The sequence below is a fragment of the Rhodopseudomonas sp. genome, from assembly GCF_036404135.1.
In the GTDB taxonomy this organism is placed as follows: domain Bacteria; phylum Pseudomonadota; class Alphaproteobacteria; order Rhizobiales; family Xanthobacteraceae; genus Rhodopseudomonas_A.
The window spans coordinates 16,005-32,025 of sequence record NZ_DASWPE010000018.1 but is presented as its reverse complement, the minus strand read 5'-3'; the positions used below and the strand labels follow the sequence as shown (position 1 = coordinate 32,025).

General features: G+C 65.0%; 17 protein-coding genes. All 17 read left to right on the top strand.

Translation table 11 applies throughout. The features are described from left to right. Positions 1 to 756, top strand: coding sequence for an NADH-quinone oxidoreductase subunit NuoE (gene nuoE / locus VGC77_RS02170; protein WP_331169915.1), 756 nt, complete (start codon positions 1 to 3; stop codon positions 754 to 756). Further along, positions 756 to 965, top strand: a complete 210-nt coding sequence (locus tag VGC77_RS02165; RefSeq protein WP_331169935.1) for a hypothetical protein — start codon at positions 756 to 758, stop codon at positions 963 to 965. Before nuoE ends, VGC77_RS02165 begins: the two co-directional genes overlap by 1 nt. A gap of 18 nt (positions 966 to 983) precedes the next feature. Further along, positions 984 to 2,309, top strand: a complete 1,326-nt coding sequence (gene nuoF / locus VGC77_RS02160) for an NADH-quinone oxidoreductase subunit NuoF (RefSeq protein WP_331169914.1) — start codon at positions 984 to 986, stop codon at positions 2,307 to 2,309. A 9-nt stretch (positions 2,310 to 2,318) separates the two neighbouring features. Continuing rightward, a complete protein-coding gene (locus VGC77_RS02155; protein ID WP_331169913.1) occupies positions 2,319 to 2,525 on the top strand; it encodes a hypothetical protein in 207 nt (68 codons plus the stop codon). A gap of 17 nt (positions 2,526 to 2,542) precedes the next feature. Further along, entirely contained in the window at positions 2,543 to 4,618 is a 2,076-nt protein-coding gene (gene nuoG, locus VGC77_RS02150) for an NADH-quinone oxidoreductase subunit NuoG (RefSeq protein ID WP_331169912.1), read from the top strand. Between the two features lie 7 nt (positions 4,619 to 4,625). Next, on the top strand, positions 4,626 to 5,651 hold the full coding sequence (gene nuoH / locus VGC77_RS02145; protein WP_331169911.1) for an NADH-quinone oxidoreductase subunit NuoH: 1,026 nt from the start codon (positions 4,626 to 4,628) through the stop codon (positions 5,649 to 5,651). 7 nt (positions 5,652 to 5,658) lie between these two features. Then, positions 5,659 to 6,147, top strand: coding sequence for an NADH-quinone oxidoreductase subunit NuoI (gene nuoI / locus VGC77_RS02140; protein WP_011472861.1), 489 nt, complete (start codon positions 5,659 to 5,661; stop codon positions 6,145 to 6,147). A gap of 9 nt (positions 6,148 to 6,156) precedes the next feature. Then, on the top strand, positions 6,157 to 6,795 hold the full coding sequence (locus VGC77_RS02135) for an NADH-quinone oxidoreductase subunit J (RefSeq protein WP_331169910.1): 639 nt from the start codon (positions 6,157 to 6,159) through the stop codon (positions 6,793 to 6,795). Then, positions 6,795 to 7,103: an NADH-quinone oxidoreductase subunit NuoK gene (gene nuoK, locus VGC77_RS02130; protein WP_331169933.1), complete on the top strand. Its 309-nt coding sequence runs from the start codon at positions 6,795 to 6,797 to the stop codon at positions 7,101 to 7,103. The genes VGC77_RS02135 and nuoK overlap by 1 nt, the downstream gene beginning before the upstream one ends. Positions 7,104 to 7,110: 7 nt before the next feature. Next, complete coding sequence (gene nuoL, locus VGC77_RS02125; RefSeq protein ID WP_331169909.1) at positions 7,111 to 9,195, top strand: NADH-quinone oxidoreductase subunit L; 2,085 nt, start codon at positions 7,111 to 7,113, stop codon at positions 9,193 to 9,195. Between the two features lie 11 nt (positions 9,196 to 9,206). Then, positions 9,207 to 10,715, top strand: a complete 1,509-nt coding sequence (locus tag VGC77_RS02120) for an NADH-quinone oxidoreductase subunit M (RefSeq protein WP_331169932.1) — start codon at positions 9,207 to 9,209, stop codon at positions 10,713 to 10,715. 25 nt (positions 10,716 to 10,740) lie between these two features. Then, complete coding sequence (gene nuoN / locus VGC77_RS02115) at positions 10,741 to 12,177, top strand: NADH-quinone oxidoreductase subunit NuoN (RefSeq protein WP_331169908.1); 1,437 nt, start codon at positions 10,741 to 10,743, stop codon at positions 12,175 to 12,177. Beyond that, positions 12,178 to 12,975: a biotin--[acetyl-CoA-carboxylase] ligase gene (locus tag VGC77_RS02110; RefSeq protein ID WP_331169907.1), complete on the top strand. Its 798-nt coding sequence runs from the start codon at positions 12,178 to 12,180 to the stop codon at positions 12,973 to 12,975. A gap of 2 nt (positions 12,976 to 12,977) precedes the next feature. Further along, positions 12,978 to 14,648 carry a ribonuclease J gene (locus VGC77_RS02105; protein WP_331169906.1) on the top strand — a complete coding sequence of 557 codons (1,671 nt, stop codon included), beginning with the start codon at positions 12,978 to 12,980 and terminating at the stop codon, positions 14,646 to 14,648. Positions 14,649 to 14,686: 38 nt separating this feature from the next. Further along, a complete protein-coding gene (locus tag VGC77_RS02100; RefSeq protein ID WP_331169905.1) occupies positions 14,687 to 14,881 on the top strand; it encodes a VOC family protein in 195 nt (64 codons plus the stop codon). 3 nt (positions 14,882 to 14,884) lie between these two features. Further along, positions 14,885 to 15,166 carry a DUF1467 family protein gene (locus tag VGC77_RS02095; protein WP_331169904.1) on the top strand — a complete coding sequence of 94 codons (282 nt, stop codon included), beginning with the start codon at positions 14,885 to 14,887 and terminating at the stop codon, positions 15,164 to 15,166. 455 nt (positions 15,167 to 15,621) lie between these two features. Continuing rightward, positions 15,622 to 15,996: a DUF2946 family protein gene (locus VGC77_RS02090; RefSeq protein ID WP_331169903.1), complete on the top strand. Its 375-nt coding sequence runs from the start codon at positions 15,622 to 15,624 to the stop codon at positions 15,994 to 15,996. Positions 15,997 to 16,021: the final 25 nt, after the last annotated feature.

Genomic DNA, 16,021 nt, shown 5'->3' with positions numbered 1-16,021 from the left:
ATGGCCGTCCGTCGCCTGGCACCCAAGGAACTGCAGCCCGAGAGCTTCGCCTTCACCGAGGAGAATCTCGCCTGGGCCAAGCAGCAGATCGCGAAATATCCGCCGGGCCGGCAGGCCTCCGCGGTGATCGCGATCATGTGGCGGGCGCACGAGCAGCTCGGCGGCTGGATCACCGAAGCCGCGATCCGCGCCGTCGCCGATCTGTTGCAGATGCCGCATATCCGCGCGCTGGAGATCGCGACCTTCTACACCATGTTTCAGCTGCAGCCAGTCGGCAACAAGGCCCACGTCCAGGTCTGCGGCACCACGCCGTGCCGGCTGCGCGGCGCCGAGGACATCATCAAGGTCTGCAAGAACCGGATTCACCACGAGCCGTTCCATCTGTCGGCGGACGGTCATTTCAGCTGGGAAGAGGTCGAATGCCTCGGCTCCTGCGTCAATGCGCCGATGGTGATGATCAGCAAGGACACCTATGAGGATCTGACGCGGGACAGCTTCGGCAAGGTGCTCGACGGCTTTGCCAGCGGTCATTTCCCGACCCCGGGTCCGCAGAACGGCCGGCAGTTCGCGGCGCCGGAAGGCGGGCCGCGGGTGCTGAAATCGGTGGGCGCGCCGGATAACGATCCCGATCATGGTGCGGTGCCGCATCCGGTGCTGACCGACTCCGACGCCAAGAGGCCGGGCGCCGCGGCGAATGTTCAGGAACGTCCGTTGCCGAAGCCGCCGGCCGACGACGCCACCCGGAAGGAGCGATGATGACCGACCGCGGCGGTTCCGGATTGTCCAGGAGAGTTGGGCCGATGCGCCATCTGCGCTATATAGTGCTGCACGCGGTGACCGCTGCGGTGTTCATTTTCCTGCTGCAGCATTACGCGCTCAGCGCGACGCTTGAATCCAGCCTGGTGTGGGCGTTGACCTTCGGCGGCTGCGCCGCGGGGCTCGCCTACATGCAATCCAATCGTTGATCGGGGACGCGCCAAGCCATGCTCGACGACAAGGACCGCATCTTCCGCAATCTCTACGGCCAGGGCGACTGGGGCCTCGCCGGCGCGCGCCGCCGCGGCAGTTGGGACGGCACCAAGGCGATCATCGAAAAGGGCCGCGACTGGATCATCAACGAGATGAAGACCTCCGGGCTGCGCGGGCGCGGCGGTGCCGGCTTCCCGACCGGGATGAAGTGGTCGTTCATGCCGAAGGAATCCACCGACGGCCGGCCGAGCTACCTTGTGGTCAACGCCGACGAGTCCGAGCCTGGCACCTGCAAGGACCGCGAGATCATGCGGCACGACCCGCATCTGTTGGTCGAAGGCTGCCTGCTCGCCAGCTTCGCGATGGGCGCCAAGGTCTGCTACGTCTATGTGCGCGGCGAATTCATCCGCGAGCGCGAGCGGCTGCAGGCCGCGGTCGATCAGGCCTATGAGGCCAAGCTGATCGGTCCGGACAACATCCACGGCTGGCCGTTCGAGCTCTATGTCACGCACGGCGCCGGCGCCTATATCTGCGGCGAGGAAACAGCACTGCTGGAAAGCCTTGAAGGCAAGAAGGGCCAGCCGCGGCTGAAGCCGCCGTTCCCGGCCAATGTCGGGCTCTATGGCTGCCCGACCACGGTCAACAACGTCGAGTCGATCGCGGTGTCGCCGGACATTCTGCGCCGCGGCGCCGCCTGGTTTTCCTCGATCGGCCGGCCGAACAATGTCGGCACCAAGCTGTTCGGCATCTCCGGTCACGTCAATACGCCCTGCGTCGTCGAAGAGGCGATGAGCATTCCGTTCCGCGAACTGATCGAAAAGCACGGCGGCGGGATTCGCGGCGGCTGGGACAATCTGTTGGCGATCATTCCCGGCGGCGCCTCGTGCCCGCTGATTCCGGCCGCCGATTGCGGCGAGCTGATCATGGATTTCGACGGCACCCGCGCGGTGAAGTCGAGCCTCGGCACCGCCGGGGTGATCGTGATGGACAAGTCGACCGACGTGGTCGCCGCGATTGCGCGCATCAGCTACTTCTTCAAGCACGAGAGCTGCGGCCAGTGCACGCCGTGCCGCGAGGGCACCGGCTGGATGTGGCGGGTGCTGAACCGCATGGTCGAAGGCCGCGCCCACAAGCGCGAGATCGACATGCTGCTCGAAGTCACCAAGCAGGTCGAGGGTCACACCATCTGCGCGCTCGGCGACGCCGCGTCGTGGCCGATACAGGGGCTGATCCGTTCGTTCCGGCCGGAGATCGAGCGCCGCATCGACGACTTCTCGCGCCGCGCCACGCTCGACGACCAGGGCATCCTCGATCCCGCGCACATGGCCGCGGCGGAGTAGGATGGATTAATGGCAACCGAACCGGATAATCTCGTTCTGTCCCTGCTGCGCAAGATCGATCAGCGCACCGAGCGCATGGCAGAAGATTTGCAGGATCTGAAAGTGCGGGTCACCTCGGTCGAGGAGGGGCTCGCCGGAGTCAATCGGAGGCTCGATCGCATCGAGGGCCGGGTTGATCGCATCGAGCGGCGTCTCGAAATCGCTGACGTCCACTGAGCAGAAACAGACAGGCAATGATCAAACTCATCGTCGACGGCAAGGAAATCGAGGTTCCGCCGGAGTACACGCTGATGCAGGCCTGCGAGGCCGCCGGCGCGGAGATTCCGCGGTTCTGCTATCACGAGCGGCTGTCGATCGCCGGCAATTGCCGGATGTGTCTGGTCGAGGTGAAGGGCACGCCGAAGCCGGTGGCAAGCTGCGCCTGGGGCGTGCGCGACTGCCGGCCGGGTCCCAAGGGCGAACCGCCGGAAATCTCCACCCGCTCGCCGATGGTGAAGAAGGCCCGCGAAGGCGTGATGGAATTCCTGCTGATCAACCATCCGTTGGATTGTCCGATCTGCGACCAGGGCGGCGAGTGCGACCTGCAGGACCAGGCGATGGGCTACGGCGCCGACACCAGCCGGTTTGCCGAAAACAAGCGCGCGGTCGAGGACAAATATCTCGGCGTCTTGGTCAAGACCTCGATGAACCGCTGCATCCAGTGCACCCGCTGCGTGCGCTTCGCCTCGGAAATCTGCGGCCTGCCGGAGATGGGCGCGATCGGCCGCGGCGAGGACATGGAGATCACCACCTATCTGGAAAGCGCGCTGACCTCGGAGCTGCAGGGCAATCTGGTCGACATCTGTCCGGTCGGCGCCCTGACCTCGAAGCCCTATGCCTTCGCGGCGCGGCCCTGGGAGCTCGGCAAGACCCAGTCGATCGACGTGATGGATGCGGTCGGCTCGGCGATCCGGGTCGATACCAGGGGCCGCGAGGTGATGCGGATCCTGCCGCGGGTCAACGAGGCGGTGAACGAGGAGTGGATCTCCGACAAGACCCGCCACATCGTCGACGGGCTGCGCACCCAGCGGCTCGACCGGCCTTATGTGCGCGACAACGGCAAGCTGCGCGCCGCGAGCTGGTCGGAAGCCTTCGCCGCGATCGCCGCCAAGCTGAAGGACGCCAAGCCGAAGCGGATCGGCGCTATCGCCGGCGACCTCGCCGCGGTCGAGGAGTTGTTCGCGCTGCAGGACCTGATGACGAGGCTTGGCTCGGTCAATCTCGCCACCGAGGCCACCGGCGCGTTCGATCCGGGCCTGGGTCGCGCCTCCTACATCTTCAATCCGAGCATCGCCGGCATCGAGCAGGCCGACGCGCTGCTGATCATCGGCTCTAATCCGCGCAAGGAAGCCGCGGTGCTGAACGCCCGGATCCGCAAGCGCTGGCGCACCGGCCAGTTGAAGATCGCGGTGATCGGCGATCATGCCGAGCTGACCTACAATTACGACTATCTCGGCGCCGGCATCGACACGCTGAACGATCTTGCCGCCGGCAAGCAGTCGTTCGCCGAGGTGCTGAAGGGCGCCAAGAATCCGATCGTGCTGGTGGGAGCGGGCGTTACCTCGCGCGCTGACGGCGCCGCGCTGCTGGCGCAGGCCGCCAAGCTCGCCTCCGACATCGGCGCGATCAAGGACGGCTGGAACGGCTTTGCGGTGTTGCATGCGGCCGCCTCCAGCGTCGGCGCGCTCGACATCGGCTTTGCGCCGGGGAAGGGCGGCTTGACCGCCGCACAGATGGCCAGCGAGGGCGCGCTCGACCTGGTGTTTTCGCTCGGCGCCGACGCGATCAAGCTGCCGGCTGACGCCTTCGTGGTCTATATCGGCACCCATGGCGACCGCGGCGCGCATCGCGCCGACGTCATCCTGCCGGGCGCCGCCTATACCGAAAAGTCCGGCATCTACGTCAACACCGAGGGTCGGGTGCAGATCGCCGCCCGCGCGGCGTTTCCGCCCGGCGAGGCGCGCGAGGACTGGGCGATCATCCGCGCGCTGTCCGACGCGCTCGGCGCCACGCTGCCCTATGATTCATTGAGCGGGCTGCGCAAGGCGCTGACCGCAAAGGTGCCGCATCTGTTGCGGGTCGATCAGATCGCCGCGGGCGATCCGGCCGCCGTCACCGCGCTCGCCCGCCGCGGCGGCACGGTTGACAAGGCGCCACTGAGCTCGCCGATCGGCGATTACTACCTGACCAATCCGATCGCCCGCGCGTCCGCGGTGATGGCGGAATGTTCGCGTGTGGCCTCGGGCCAGATCCTGACCGCGGCGGAGTGAGCGACTGATGGCCGAATTCTGGACCAGTTATCTGTGGCCGCTGTTGGTGGTGATCGGGCAGAGCCTGTTGCTGCTGATCCTGCTGCTGATCACCATCGCCTACATCCTGTTGGCCGACCGCAAGATCTGGGCGGCGGTGCAGATCCGCCGCGGCCCCAACGTGGTCGGGCCGTGGGGCTTGCTGCAATCCTTCGCCGACCTTCTGAAGTTCGTGTTCAAGGAGCCGATGATTCCCTCCGGCGCCAACAAGGGCGTGTTCCTGCTGGCGCCGCTGGTGTCCTGCGTCTTGGCGCTGGCGGCCTGGGCGGTGATCCCGGTCAATGCCGGCTGGGTGATCGCCGACATCAATGTCGGCGTGCTCTACATCCTCGCGGTGTCGTCGCTGTCGGTCTACGGCATCATCATGGCCGGCTGGTCGTCGAACTCGAAATACCCGTTCCTGGCGGCGCTGCGCTCGGCGGCGCAGATGGTGTCCTACGAGGTCTCGATCGGCTTCGTGATCATCGCCGTGCTGCTCTGCGTCGGCTCGCTCAACCTGACCGCGGTGGTGGAGGCGCAGAACACCAAATGGGGGCTGCTCGGCTGGTACTGGCTGCCCTTGTTCCCGGTGTTCGTGATCTTCTACGTCTCGGCGCTGGCGGAAACCAACCGGCCGCCGTTCGACCTGGTGGAGGCGGAGTCCGAACTGGTCGCGGGCTTCATGGTCGAATACGCCTCGACGCCGTATCTTTTGTTCATGCTCGGCGAATACGTCGCCATCACCACGATGTGCGCGATGGGGGCGATCCTGTTCTTAGGGGGCTGGCTGCCGCCGGTGCCCTATGCGCCGTTCACCTTTGTGCCGGGCATCATCTGGTTCATGCTCAAGGGCTTCTTCATGTTCTTCCTGTTCGCGATGGCGAAGGCGATCGTGCCGCGCTACCGCTACGACCAGCTGATGCGGCTGGGCTGGAAGGTGTTCCTACCGCTCTCGCTGGTGATGGTGGTGATCGTCGCAGGCGTGCTGCAATTTGCGGGGCTCGCGCCGAAATGAGGTCGTCATGAGGGTTACCGCTGCCGCACGCTCGCTGCTTTTGACGGAGTTCGTTTCGGCGTTCTTTCTCGCCATGCGCTACTTCTTCAAGCCGAAGCCGACGATCAATTATCCGTTCGAGAAGAACCCGATCTCGCCGCGGTTCCGCGGCGAACACGCGCTGCGCCGTTATCCCAACGGCGAGGAACGCTGCATCGCCTGCAAATTGTGCGAGGCGGTGTGCCCGGCGCAGGCCATCACCATCGAGGCCGGGCCGCGCCGCAACGACGGCACCAGGCGCACCGTGCGCTACGACATCGACATGGTGAAATGCATCTATTGCGGGCTGTGCCAGGAGGCCTGTCCGGTCGACGCCATCGTCGAGGGGCCGAATTTCGAATTCGCCACCGAGACCCGCGAGGAGCTGTATTATGACAAGGCGAAATTGCTCGCCAATGGCGACCGCTGGGAACGCGAAATCGCGAAGAGCATCGAACTCGATGCGCCATACCGATGAGATGAGCGCATGACCCTGCCAGATCTGTTCTTCTATCTGTATTCCGGCGTCTGCGTGGCGGCCGCGACCATGGTGATCGTGTCGCGCAACCCGGTGCACGCGGTGCTGTTCCTGATCCTGGTGTTCGTCAACGCCGCAGGCCTGTTCATGCTGATGGGCGCCGAATTCCTGGCGATGATCCTGATCATCGTCTATGTCGGCGCCGTCGCGGTGCTGTTCCTGTTCGTCATCATGATGCTGGACATCGACTTCAAGCAGCTGCGCGAAGGCTTCTTCGAATATCTGCCGTTCGGGCTGCTGGTCGGGGTGATCTTCCTCGCCGAGCTGTTGCTGCTGGCGGGCGGCTGGGTGATCGGCCCGACGCTGACCAAGACCATCACCGCGCCGATCCCGGACAATCTCGGCAACACCGAGGCGCTCGGCATGGTGCTGTACACCCGCTACATCCATTATTTCCAGATCTCGGGGCTGATCCTGCTGGTGGCGATGATCGGCGCGATCGTGCTGACGATGCGGCACCGGGTCAGCGTCAAGCGGCAGAACATCGCCGCGCAGAACGCCCGCAACCCGGCGACCGCGATGGACGTGCGCAAGGTGGCGTCGGGGCAGGGGCTGCAGGACGCTGACGCCGCGGAGTGGGTGCAATGATCACGGTCGGTATCGGACATTTTCTGTCGGTCGCAGCGATCCTGTTTACGATCGGCACGCTCGGCATCTTCCTCAACCGCAAGAACGTCATCGTCATCCTGATGTCGATCGAGCTGATGCTGCTCGCGGTCAATATCAACCTGGTGGCGTTCTCGGCGTTCCTGCACGACATCGTCGGCCAGGTGTTCGCGCTGTTGGTGCTGACGGTCGCCGCCGCGGAAGCGGCGATCGGACTGGCGGTGCTGGTGGTGTATTTCCGCAATCGCGGCTCGATCGCGGTTAAAGACATCAACCTGATGAAGGGCTGAGCGGCTGATGATCCAGGCCATCGTATTCCTGCCGCTGCTCGGCGCGCTGCTCGCAGCCGCGATCGCGCTGTTCGGCGCCCATGCCAGAAACCCGAGCGGCGACACCGTCGAGCACGACGCCGCGCATGGCCATGCCGCGCCGACCGGCCATGCCGCGCTGGCCGGCGGCGCCGCGGTGATTCACGCCGCGCATGACGACCACGGCCACGATCACGTGGTGGAGGCGCCGGCGGCGGGCTCGCGCGCCGCCGAACTGATCACCACCGCCCTGCTGCTGGTCTCGGCCGGGCTGTCCTGGCTGGCGCTGGTCGATGTTGGCTTCCTGCACCACGACGCCCGGATTCCGCTGTTGCCCTGGATCAATTCCGGCGACCTGCAGGTGGCGTGGTCGCTGCGGGTCGATACGCTGACGGCGGTGATGCTGGTGGTGGTCAACACCGTCTCGTCGCTGGTTCACTTGTATTCGATCGGCTACATGAACGAGGACCCGCATCGGCCGCGGTTCTTCGCCTATCTGTCGCTGTTCACCTTCGCCATGCTGATGCTGGTGACCGCCGACAATCTGGTGCAGATGTTCTTCGGCTGGGAAGGCGTCGGCCTCGCCAGCTATCTGCTGATCGGGTTCTGGTACCAGAAGCCCGAGGCCAATGCCGCCGCGATCAAGGCCTTTGTGGTCAACCGGGTCGGCGACTTCGGCTTCCTGCTCGGCATTTTCGCGATCTTCATGCTGGTCGGCTCGATCGATTTCGAGACCATCTTCGCGGCAGCTCCGGGGCTGACGGGAAAGACAATTAACTTCTTCGGCTGGCACGCCGACGCGCTGACGCTGACCTGCCTGTTCCTGTTCATGGGCGCGATGGGCAAATCCGCCCAATTCCTGCTGCACACCTGGCTGCCCGACGCGATGGAAGGCCCGACCCCGGTGTCGGCGCTGATCCACGCCGCCACCATGGTGACCGCGGGGGTGTTCATGGTGGCGCGGCTGTCGCCCTTGTTCGAGCTCGCGCCCGACGCGCAGAACGTGGTGCTTTTCTTCGGCGCCACCACCGCGTTCTTCGCCGCCACCATTGGCCTCGTGCAGAACGACATCAAGCGCATCGTCGCCTATTCGACCTGTTCGCAGCTCGGCTACATGTTCGTGGCGATGGGGACGGGAGCCTATTCGGTCGGCATGTTCCATCTGTTCACCCACGCCTTCTTCAAGGCGCTGTTGTTCTTGGGCTCGGGCTCGGTGATCCACGCGATGCATCACGAGCAGGACATCCGAAAGATGGGCGGACTGAAGGACAAGATCCCGTTCACCTACATCGTGATGGTGATCGGCACGCTGGCTTTGACCGGCTTTCCGCTCACCGCCGGCTATTTCTCCAAGGACGCCGTCATCGAGGCGGCGTTCGCCTCGGACCACCGCATGGCATTCTACGGCTTCCTGATGACGGTGATCGCCGCCGGCCTGACCTCGTTCTATTCCTGGCGGCTGATCTTCAAGACCTTTCACGGCACGCCGCACGACCAGAAGCATTACGACGCTGCCCATGAAAGTCCGTATTGGATGCTGATCCCGCTGCTGGTGCTGGCCGCCGGCTCGATTCTCGCCGGCTTCCCGTTCAAGGAAGTGTTCGCCGGCCACGGCGTCGAGGAATTCTTCCGCGAGTCGCTGCGGATGAACCCGCACATTATCGATGCCATGCACCACATCCCGGTGGCGGTGGCCTACCTGCCGACCGCGATGATGGCGGCGGGCTTCGTGGTGTCGTGGCTGTTCTACATCCGCAAGCCGTATCTGCCGGTCGAGCTCGCCAGCCAGCACCAGATGCTCTACCAATTCCTGCTCAACAAATGGTACTTCGACGAATTGTACGACCTGATCTTCGTGCGGCCGGCGAAGCGGATCGGCCGCTTTTTGTGGAAGGCCGGCGATGGCGCCATCATCGACGGGCTCGGCCCGGACGGCGTGTCGGCGAGGGTGCTCGACATCACCCGCGGCGCGGTGCGGTTGCAGACCGGCTATCTCTACCACTACGCCTTCGCGATGCTGGTCGGCGTCGCCGGGCTGATCACCTGGTTCATGCTCGGCGGGGGGGGCCGGTAATGGCGGCTTCCATCATGACCTGGCCGATTCTCTCCGTCGTCACCTTCCTGCCGCTGGTCGGCGCGCTATTGTTGTTGGTGATCCGCGGCTCCGACGCGGCCGCGCAGCGCAACGCGCGCTGGATCGCGCTGTGGACCACGCTGATCACCTTCGCGGTGTCGCTGATCCTGGTGGCGCGGTTCGATTCCAGCGTGTCGGACTTCCAGTTCGTCGAAAAGGCGCCCTGGCTCGCCAGCGGCATCGGCTATCACATGGGCGTCGACGGCATTTCGCTGCCGTTCGTGATCCTGACCACGGCCTTGATGCCGTTCTGCATCCTCGCCAGCTGGAAATCGATCACCCGCCGGGTCGGCGAATACATGATGGCGTTCCTGATCCTGGAAACGCTGATGATCGGCACCTTCGCGGCGCTCGATCTGGTGCTGTTCTATCTGTTCTTCGAAGGCGGCCTGATCCCGATGTTCCTGATCATCGGGGTGTGGGGCGGCCCGCGGCGGGTCTATGCCAGCTTCAAGTTCTTCCTCTACACGCTGCTCGGCTCGGTCTTGATGCTGCTGGCGATCATCGCGCTGTATCTCAACGCCGGCACCACCGACATCCCGACGCTGATGCACACCGCGGTGCCGCGCGGCCTGCAGACCTGGGCCTGGCTGGCGTTCTTTGCTTCTTTCGCGGTGAAGATGCCGATGTGGCCGGTGCACACCTGGCTGCCCGACGCCCACGTCGAGGCGCCGACCGCGGGCTCCGTGGTGCTGGCGGCGATCATGCTGAAGATGGGCGGCTACGGCTTCCTGCGGTTCTCGCTGCCGATGTTCCCCGACGCCTCGCATGATTTTGCGCCGCTGATCTTCGCGCTGTCGGTGATCGCCATCGTCTACACCTCGCTGGTGGCGCTGATGCAGGAGGACATCAAGAAGCTGATCGCTTACTCCTCGGTGGCGCATATGGGCTTCGTCACCATGGGCATCTTCGCCGGCACCACGCAGGGCGTCGCCGGCGGCGTGTTCCAGATGGTGTCGCACGGCATCGTCTCCGGCGCGCTGTTCCTCTGCGTCGGCGTGGTCTACGACCGGCTGCACACCCGCGAGATTGCCGCCTATGGCGGGCTCGTCAACCGGATGCCGCTCTATGCCGTGGTGTTCATGGTGTTCACCATGGCCAATGTCGGGTTGCCCGGCACCTCCGGCTTCGTCGGCGAATTCCTGACGCTGCTCGGCACCTTCAAGGTCAACATCCCGACCGCCACCGTCGCCACCCTCGGCGTCATCCTGTCGGCGGCCTACGCGTTGTGGCTGTACCGCAAGGTGATTTTCGGCGCGCTGGTCAAGCCGTCGCTGGCCACGATCAAGGATCTCACCTGGCGCGAGAGCCTGACGCTGGTGCCGCTGGTCGTGCTCACGCTGCTGTTCGGAATCTACCCGAAGCCGGTGCTCGACATGTCGGCCGCCTCGGTGCAGCAACTCGTCACCACTTACGCCGCCGCAGCCTCTGCCGTGAAGGCAGCCGCGCTGGTGCCATGATTGCGAAAGCTCAGGAAGCGACACCATGACTTTTGATGCGGCCGGCTACCAATTGCTTCCCGTGCTGCCGGAGCTGTTGCTCACGGTCGGCGGCATGGTGCTGTTGATGATCGGCGCCTATGGCGGGCCGAAGACCACAGGCATCGTCACTGGCCTGGCGATCTGCTTGTTGGTGGCGACGGGGGCGGCCGAATTGGCGCTGCCTGCGGGGCGGCTGGTGACCTTCGGCGGCAGCTTCATCGTCGACGACTACGCCCGCTATCTCAAGGTGCTGGCGCTGATCGGCTCCACCGCGACGCTGATCCTGTCGCGGCAATTCCTCGCCGATCCGGCGAGCAAGATCTTCGAATACGCCATCCTGGTGGTGCTGGCCTCGGCCGGCATGATGGTGCTGATCTCGGCCGGCGATCTGATCATGATCTATCTCGGCCTCGAACTGATGAGTCTGGCGCTTTACGTGGTGGCGGCGATCAACCGCGACGACGCCAAATCCAACGAGGCCGGGCTGAAATATTTCGTGCTGGGTGCGCTGTCGTCGGGCCTGCTGCTGTACGGCGCCTCGCTGATCTACGGCTTCACCGGCACGGTGAATTTCGCCGGCATCGCCGCGGCAGCCAAGGACGGCAATATCGGCCTGGTGTTCGGTCTGGTGTTCCTGCTGGCCGGGATGTGCTTCAAGGTTTCCGCGGTGCCGTTCCACATGTGGACGCCCGACGTCTACGAAGGCGCGCCGACCCCGGTCACCGCGTTCTTCGCCTCGGCGCCGAAGGTTGCGGGGCTCGCGGTGTTCACCCGCGTAGTGCTGACCGCGTTTCCCGGCGTGCTCGGGCAGTGGCAGCAGATCGTGGTGTTCGTGGCGATCGCCTCGATGGCGCTGGGCTCGTTCGCCGCGATCGGCCAGACCAACATCAAGCGGCTGATGGCCTATTCGGCGATCGGCCACATCGGCTTCGCGCTGGTCGGGCTTGCCGCCGGCACGGTCGAAGGCGCGCAGGGCGTGATCGTCTACATCTCGATCTATGTGGCGATGACGCTGGGCGCCTTCGCGGTGATCCTGGCGATGAAGCGCAACGGCTTTGCGGTGGAGCAGATCAGCGATTTCTCCGGATTGTCCCGCACCAATCCGCAGCTGGCGTTCTTCTTCGCGATGCTGCTGTTCTCGCTGGCCGGGGTTCCGCCCTTGGCTGGGTTCTTCGCCAAATTCTACGTCTTCCTGGCCGCCGCAAAGGCTGGTCTGTACGGGCTGGCGGTGATTGGCCTTGTCACCAGCGTCGTGGGTGCCGTCTATTATCTCAAGATCGTCAAGGTGATGTATTTCGACGAGCCGAAGCCCGCGGTCGATCCGGTGCGCTTCGAACTGCGCGCGGTGCTCGCGGTCGCCGGCCTGTTCAACATGCTGTATTTCGTCTATCCGGCGCCGCTGATCAGCGCCGCCAGCGTCGCGGCGAAGTCGCTGTTCTAGATGACATTGGCACTCGGCGCACAGGCCGTCTCGGCAGGCTACCGTGTCGAAATCTTCGACAGCATCGGCTCGACCAATGCCGAGGCGATAGCGCGCGCCCGCCAGGGCGAGACGGGGCCGATCTGGCTTGCCACCACCGAACAGACCGCGGGGCGCGGCCGGCGGCAGCGGCCGTGGATCGCGGCGCGCGGCAATCTCGCCTGCAGCGTCCTCGAGGTGATGGATGTGGCGCCGGGCGTTGCCGCGACGCTCGGCTTTGCCGCCGGATTGGCACTGCAAGCGGCGCTGCGGACGGTGACGGGGCCGGCATTGCCGCTCGCGAGCAACTACCGGCTGAAATGGCCGAACGACGTGCTGGCCGGCTCGCACAAGCTATCCGGCATCCTGCTCGAGGCTGAAGCCATCGGCGACGGCCGGCTCGCCATCGTGGTCGGCATCGGCGCCAATGTGGTCGCGTTCCCAGACGACACGCCTTATCCCGCCACCTCGCTGCGCGCGCTCGGCCTGGATGCGACCGCCGAGCAGCTGTTCGCGGCGCTGTCCGACCATTGGGCGAACTATCGCGCGATCTGGGACCTCGGCCGGGGATTTGCTGAAATTCGCCGGCAATGGCTGCAGCACGCCGCGGGTCTCGGCGAGACTGTGTCGATCCGCTCTGGCGCCGGCATCATAGAAGGCCTATTCGACAGCATCGACGACACCGGCTGCCTGATTGTCAGGACGCCTGACGGCCGACAGATCCCGATCGCCGCGGGCGACGTATATTTCGGTTCCACGGCTTCGGCGGGAGCAGCTTGAATATGACACGACCGGATGAACTCACCTTCGCACCCTTGGGGGGCGTCGGTGAGATCGGCATGAACCTTTACCTCTACGGCATCGGCAAAGGTTCGCAGCGCAAATGGCTCGCGGTCGATCTCGGTGTGTCGTTCGGCGACGAAGAACATCTGCCCGGCATCGATCTGATCATGCCGGACATCCGCTTCCTGGAGAAGGAGCGCAAGAACCTGGTCGGGCTGGTGCTGACCCACGTCCATGAGGACCATTTCGGCGCCATCATCGATCTGTGGCCGAAACTGAAGTGCCCGATCTACGCCACCCAGTTCAGCGCGGCGCTGTTCCGGGCGAAATGCGAGGCCGAGCGCAATCCGCCGAAGATCCCGGTCACCGTGGTGCCGTCCGGCGGCAAGATCAACGTCGGCCCGTTCAACGTCGAATTCATTCCGGTGGCGCATTCGATTCCGGAGGCGCATGCGCTGGCGATCCGCACCTCGGTCGGCGTGGTGCTGCACACCGGCGACTGGAAGATCGACAAGACCCCGATCATCGGCAAGCCGACCGACGAGCGCCGCTTGCGCGAGCTCGGCGACGAGGGCGTGCTGGCGCTGATCGGCGATTCCACCAACGCGGTGCGCGACGGCACCTCGCCGTCGGAGACCGAGGTTGCCAAGACCATCGCCGAACTGGTGAAGAACGCCAAGGGCCGGGTCGCGGTGACGACGTTTGCCTCCAATGTCGCGCGGCTGCGCGCGGTGGCCGATGCGGCGCGCGCGGTCGGCCGCGAAGTGGTGGTGGTCGGCCGCGCCATGGAGCGCGTGGTGCAGGTGGCGCGCGAGACCGGCTATCTCGACGGCGTGCAGAATTTCCGCGGCGCTGATCTGTACGGGCATTTTCCACCGGACAAGGTGCTGGCGCTGTGCACCGGCAGCCAGGGCGAGCCGCGCGCCGCGCTCGCCCGGATCGCCAATGACGACCACCCGCAGGTCACGCTGAACAAGGGCGACTGCGTGATCTTTTCCTCGCGCACCATTCCCGGCAACGAGCGCTCGGTCGGCGGCATCATCAACAGCTTGATCAAGCTCGGCATCGAGGTGATCACCGACCGTACCCATCTGGTGCACGTCTCCGGCCATCCGCGGCGCGACGAACTGCGCGAGATGATTTCCTGGGTGCGGCCGCAATTGCTGATCCCGGTGCATGGCGAGGCGCTGCACCTGTTCGAACACGCGAAACTGGCGCGGGCCTGCGGCGTGCCCAAGGTGCTGACCTGCGTCAACGGCGATCTGGTGCGGCTCGGGCCGGGCGATCCGGCGATCATCGAGCAGCTGCCGTCGGGGCGGCTCTACAAGGACGGCAGCATCCTCGAGGACGCCAAGTCGCGTGCCGTGGTCGAGCGCCGCAAGATCGCCTTCGCCGGCTGCGCCTTCGTGGCGATCGCACTCGACGCCAAGGGCGAACTGGCCGACGACCCCGAGGTCGATCTGGTCGGCGTCCCGGAGAAGAATACGGCGGGCGAGCCGCTCGGCGATCTGGTGTTCGACCTCGTGGTCAACACCGTGGAGGGGCTGCCGAAAGCGCGGCGGCGCGATCCCGATGCGGTCGGCGAATCGGTGCGGCGCGCGGTGCGTTCGGCGCTCAACGAGCAATGGGGCAAGAAGCCATTGTGCTACGTTCACGTGCTGACAGTCTGACGCCCGCGGCGGGCTTTGAGCCGAAGACGGAGAGGCGGATGCTGGGACGGCTCAACCACGTGGCGATCGCGGTGCAGGATGCCGAACAGGCCGCCAGGATCTATGGTGCGGCGTTCGGCGCGGAGATGTCCGCCGCGGTGCCGCAGCCCGAGATCGGCGCGCACGGCAAGCCGGTGCCGTTCCTGCATCCGAAGGATTTCTCCGGCGCCTTGGTCGAGATCGAGCAGGCCTGAGCGATGGCGTACAGCATCTCCACCGCGCTCGCGATCTACTTCGTGCTGTGGTGGTTGGTGCTGTTCGCGACATTGCCGTTCGGCGTGCGCAACCAGGCCGAAAGCGGCGGCGAGCCGGAGAGCCCAGGCAACGACCCCGGCGCGCCGGTGCACGCGCTGATGTTGCGCAAGGCGCTGTGGACGACGGTGATTTCCTCACTGATCTATGGCGCAGCGATGCTGGCCTACCGCGCCGGCTATTTCAACATCGAGCGGCTGACCCAGTTGATGGGCATTCCGCTGTAACGCCGGCAACGCGCTTACTACGCGCGCGACGTCTTCCAAAAAATCTTCAAAAAAAAGAGCAGGGGGATAAGCCCTGCTCGAAAAACCGTGTCGACCCTATTGTCCGTGCTGATTTGAGATCTATCGTTGATTTGACGGGTGACGCTGCTTGTGCGCGTCAGGGCTCCTCCCGAGACTTGGACCACCAGACTACGACCTTGCGGTTAGCCTGCCTTGAATTGGTAGCTGATCTGTTTTGACTTGTCATCATTTACGGCAACGATTGTTTAAAATTCAGGCTTGCAGGGAACGAAACAGCGCGTCCGGAATTGGCGTTTTGGTTCAGCATGCCCGCGGCGCACGACGCGATTGTCAAGACGACTTTACAATTTCGCCGCGCCGGGGCGCTGGCGCGTGACGGCTCGACAGCGGTATTTTGACATGATACCGACGTCGTCAGAGAGGTGGCTGCGATCATGCGCCGACGGTTGGGACGATATCTTCCCCTCGTTGCGATGGCCTTGTTGGTGCAGTTGATCGCACCGATCGCGGCGTTTCGTGCCGTGGCGCAGACCATCGCCGACCCACTCTCGATCTCCGCGATCTGCTCGGCGCTGCACGGCGCCGATGCGCCGGCGACGCCCGCCGGCAGCACCGCGCCGGACAGCAAATGCTGCGCGTTCTGCGCCGCGGCGCAGAATAGCGGCGGCGCGCTCACGCCGCCGACGCCGGGCTTCGTCACGCTGCAGCGGCAGTATCAGCGCGTGGTCTGGCTGCAGCCGATCGCGGCGCCACCGCCGTTGCGCGGTGGCTCCAACGCCCAGGCGCGGGCGCCTCCGACAGTCTCCTGATCTGACGTCGTAGTGCACGGAGCAA

What these genes read in the sequence shown, in the direction of transcription:
- nuoH (WP_331169911.1), top strand. Translation starts at nt 4,626, where the DNA reads ATGGCCGAATTCTGGACCAGTTATCTGTGGCCGCTGTTGGTGGTGATC.
- nuoL (WP_331169909.1), top strand. Translation starts at nt 7,111, where the DNA reads ATGATCCAGGCCATCGTATTCCTGCCGCTGCTCGGCGCGCTGCTCGCA.
- VGC77_RS02155 (WP_331169913.1), top strand. Translation starts at nt 2,319, where the DNA reads ATGGCAACCGAACCGGATAATCTCGTTCTGTCCCTGCTGCGCAAGATC.
- VGC77_RS02135 (WP_331169910.1), top strand. Translation starts at nt 6,157, where the DNA reads ATGACCCTGCCAGATCTGTTCTTCTATCTGTATTCCGGCGTCTGCGTG.
- nuoI (WP_011472861.1), top strand. Translation starts at nt 5,659, where the DNA reads ATGAGGGTTACCGCTGCCGCACGCTCGCTGCTTTTGACGGAGTTCGTT.
- VGC77_RS02090 (WP_331169903.1), top strand. Translation starts at nt 15,622, where the DNA reads ATGCGCCGACGGTTGGGACGATATCTTCCCCTCGTTGCGATGGCCTTG.
- VGC77_RS02110 (WP_331169907.1), top strand. Translation starts at nt 12,178, where the DNA reads ATGACATTGGCACTCGGCGCACAGGCCGTCTCGGCAGGCTACCGTGTC.
- nuoF (WP_331169914.1), top strand. Translation starts at nt 984, where the DNA reads ATGCTCGACGACAAGGACCGCATCTTCCGCAATCTCTACGGCCAGGGC.
- VGC77_RS02100 (WP_331169905.1), top strand. Translation starts at nt 14,687, where the DNA reads ATGCTGGGACGGCTCAACCACGTGGCGATCGCGGTGCAGGATGCCGAA.
- VGC77_RS02105 (WP_331169906.1), top strand. Translation starts at nt 12,978, where the DNA reads ATGACACGACCGGATGAACTCACCTTCGCACCCTTGGGGGGCGTCGGT.
- VGC77_RS02095 (WP_331169904.1), top strand. Translation starts at nt 14,885, where the DNA reads ATGGCGTACAGCATCTCCACCGCGCTCGCGATCTACTTCGTGCTGTGG.
- nuoG (WP_331169912.1), top strand. Translation starts at nt 2,543, where the DNA reads ATGATCAAACTCATCGTCGACGGCAAGGAAATCGAGGTTCCGCCGGAG.
- VGC77_RS02165 (WP_331169935.1), top strand. Translation starts at nt 756, where the DNA reads ATGACCGACCGCGGCGGTTCCGGATTGTCCAGGAGAGTTGGGCCGATG.
- nuoN (WP_331169908.1), top strand. Translation starts at nt 10,741, where the DNA reads ATGACTTTTGATGCGGCCGGCTACCAATTGCTTCCCGTGCTGCCGGAG.
- nuoE (WP_331169915.1), top strand. Translation starts at nt 1, where the DNA reads ATGGCCGTCCGTCGCCTGGCACCCAAGGAACTGCAGCCCGAGAGCTTC.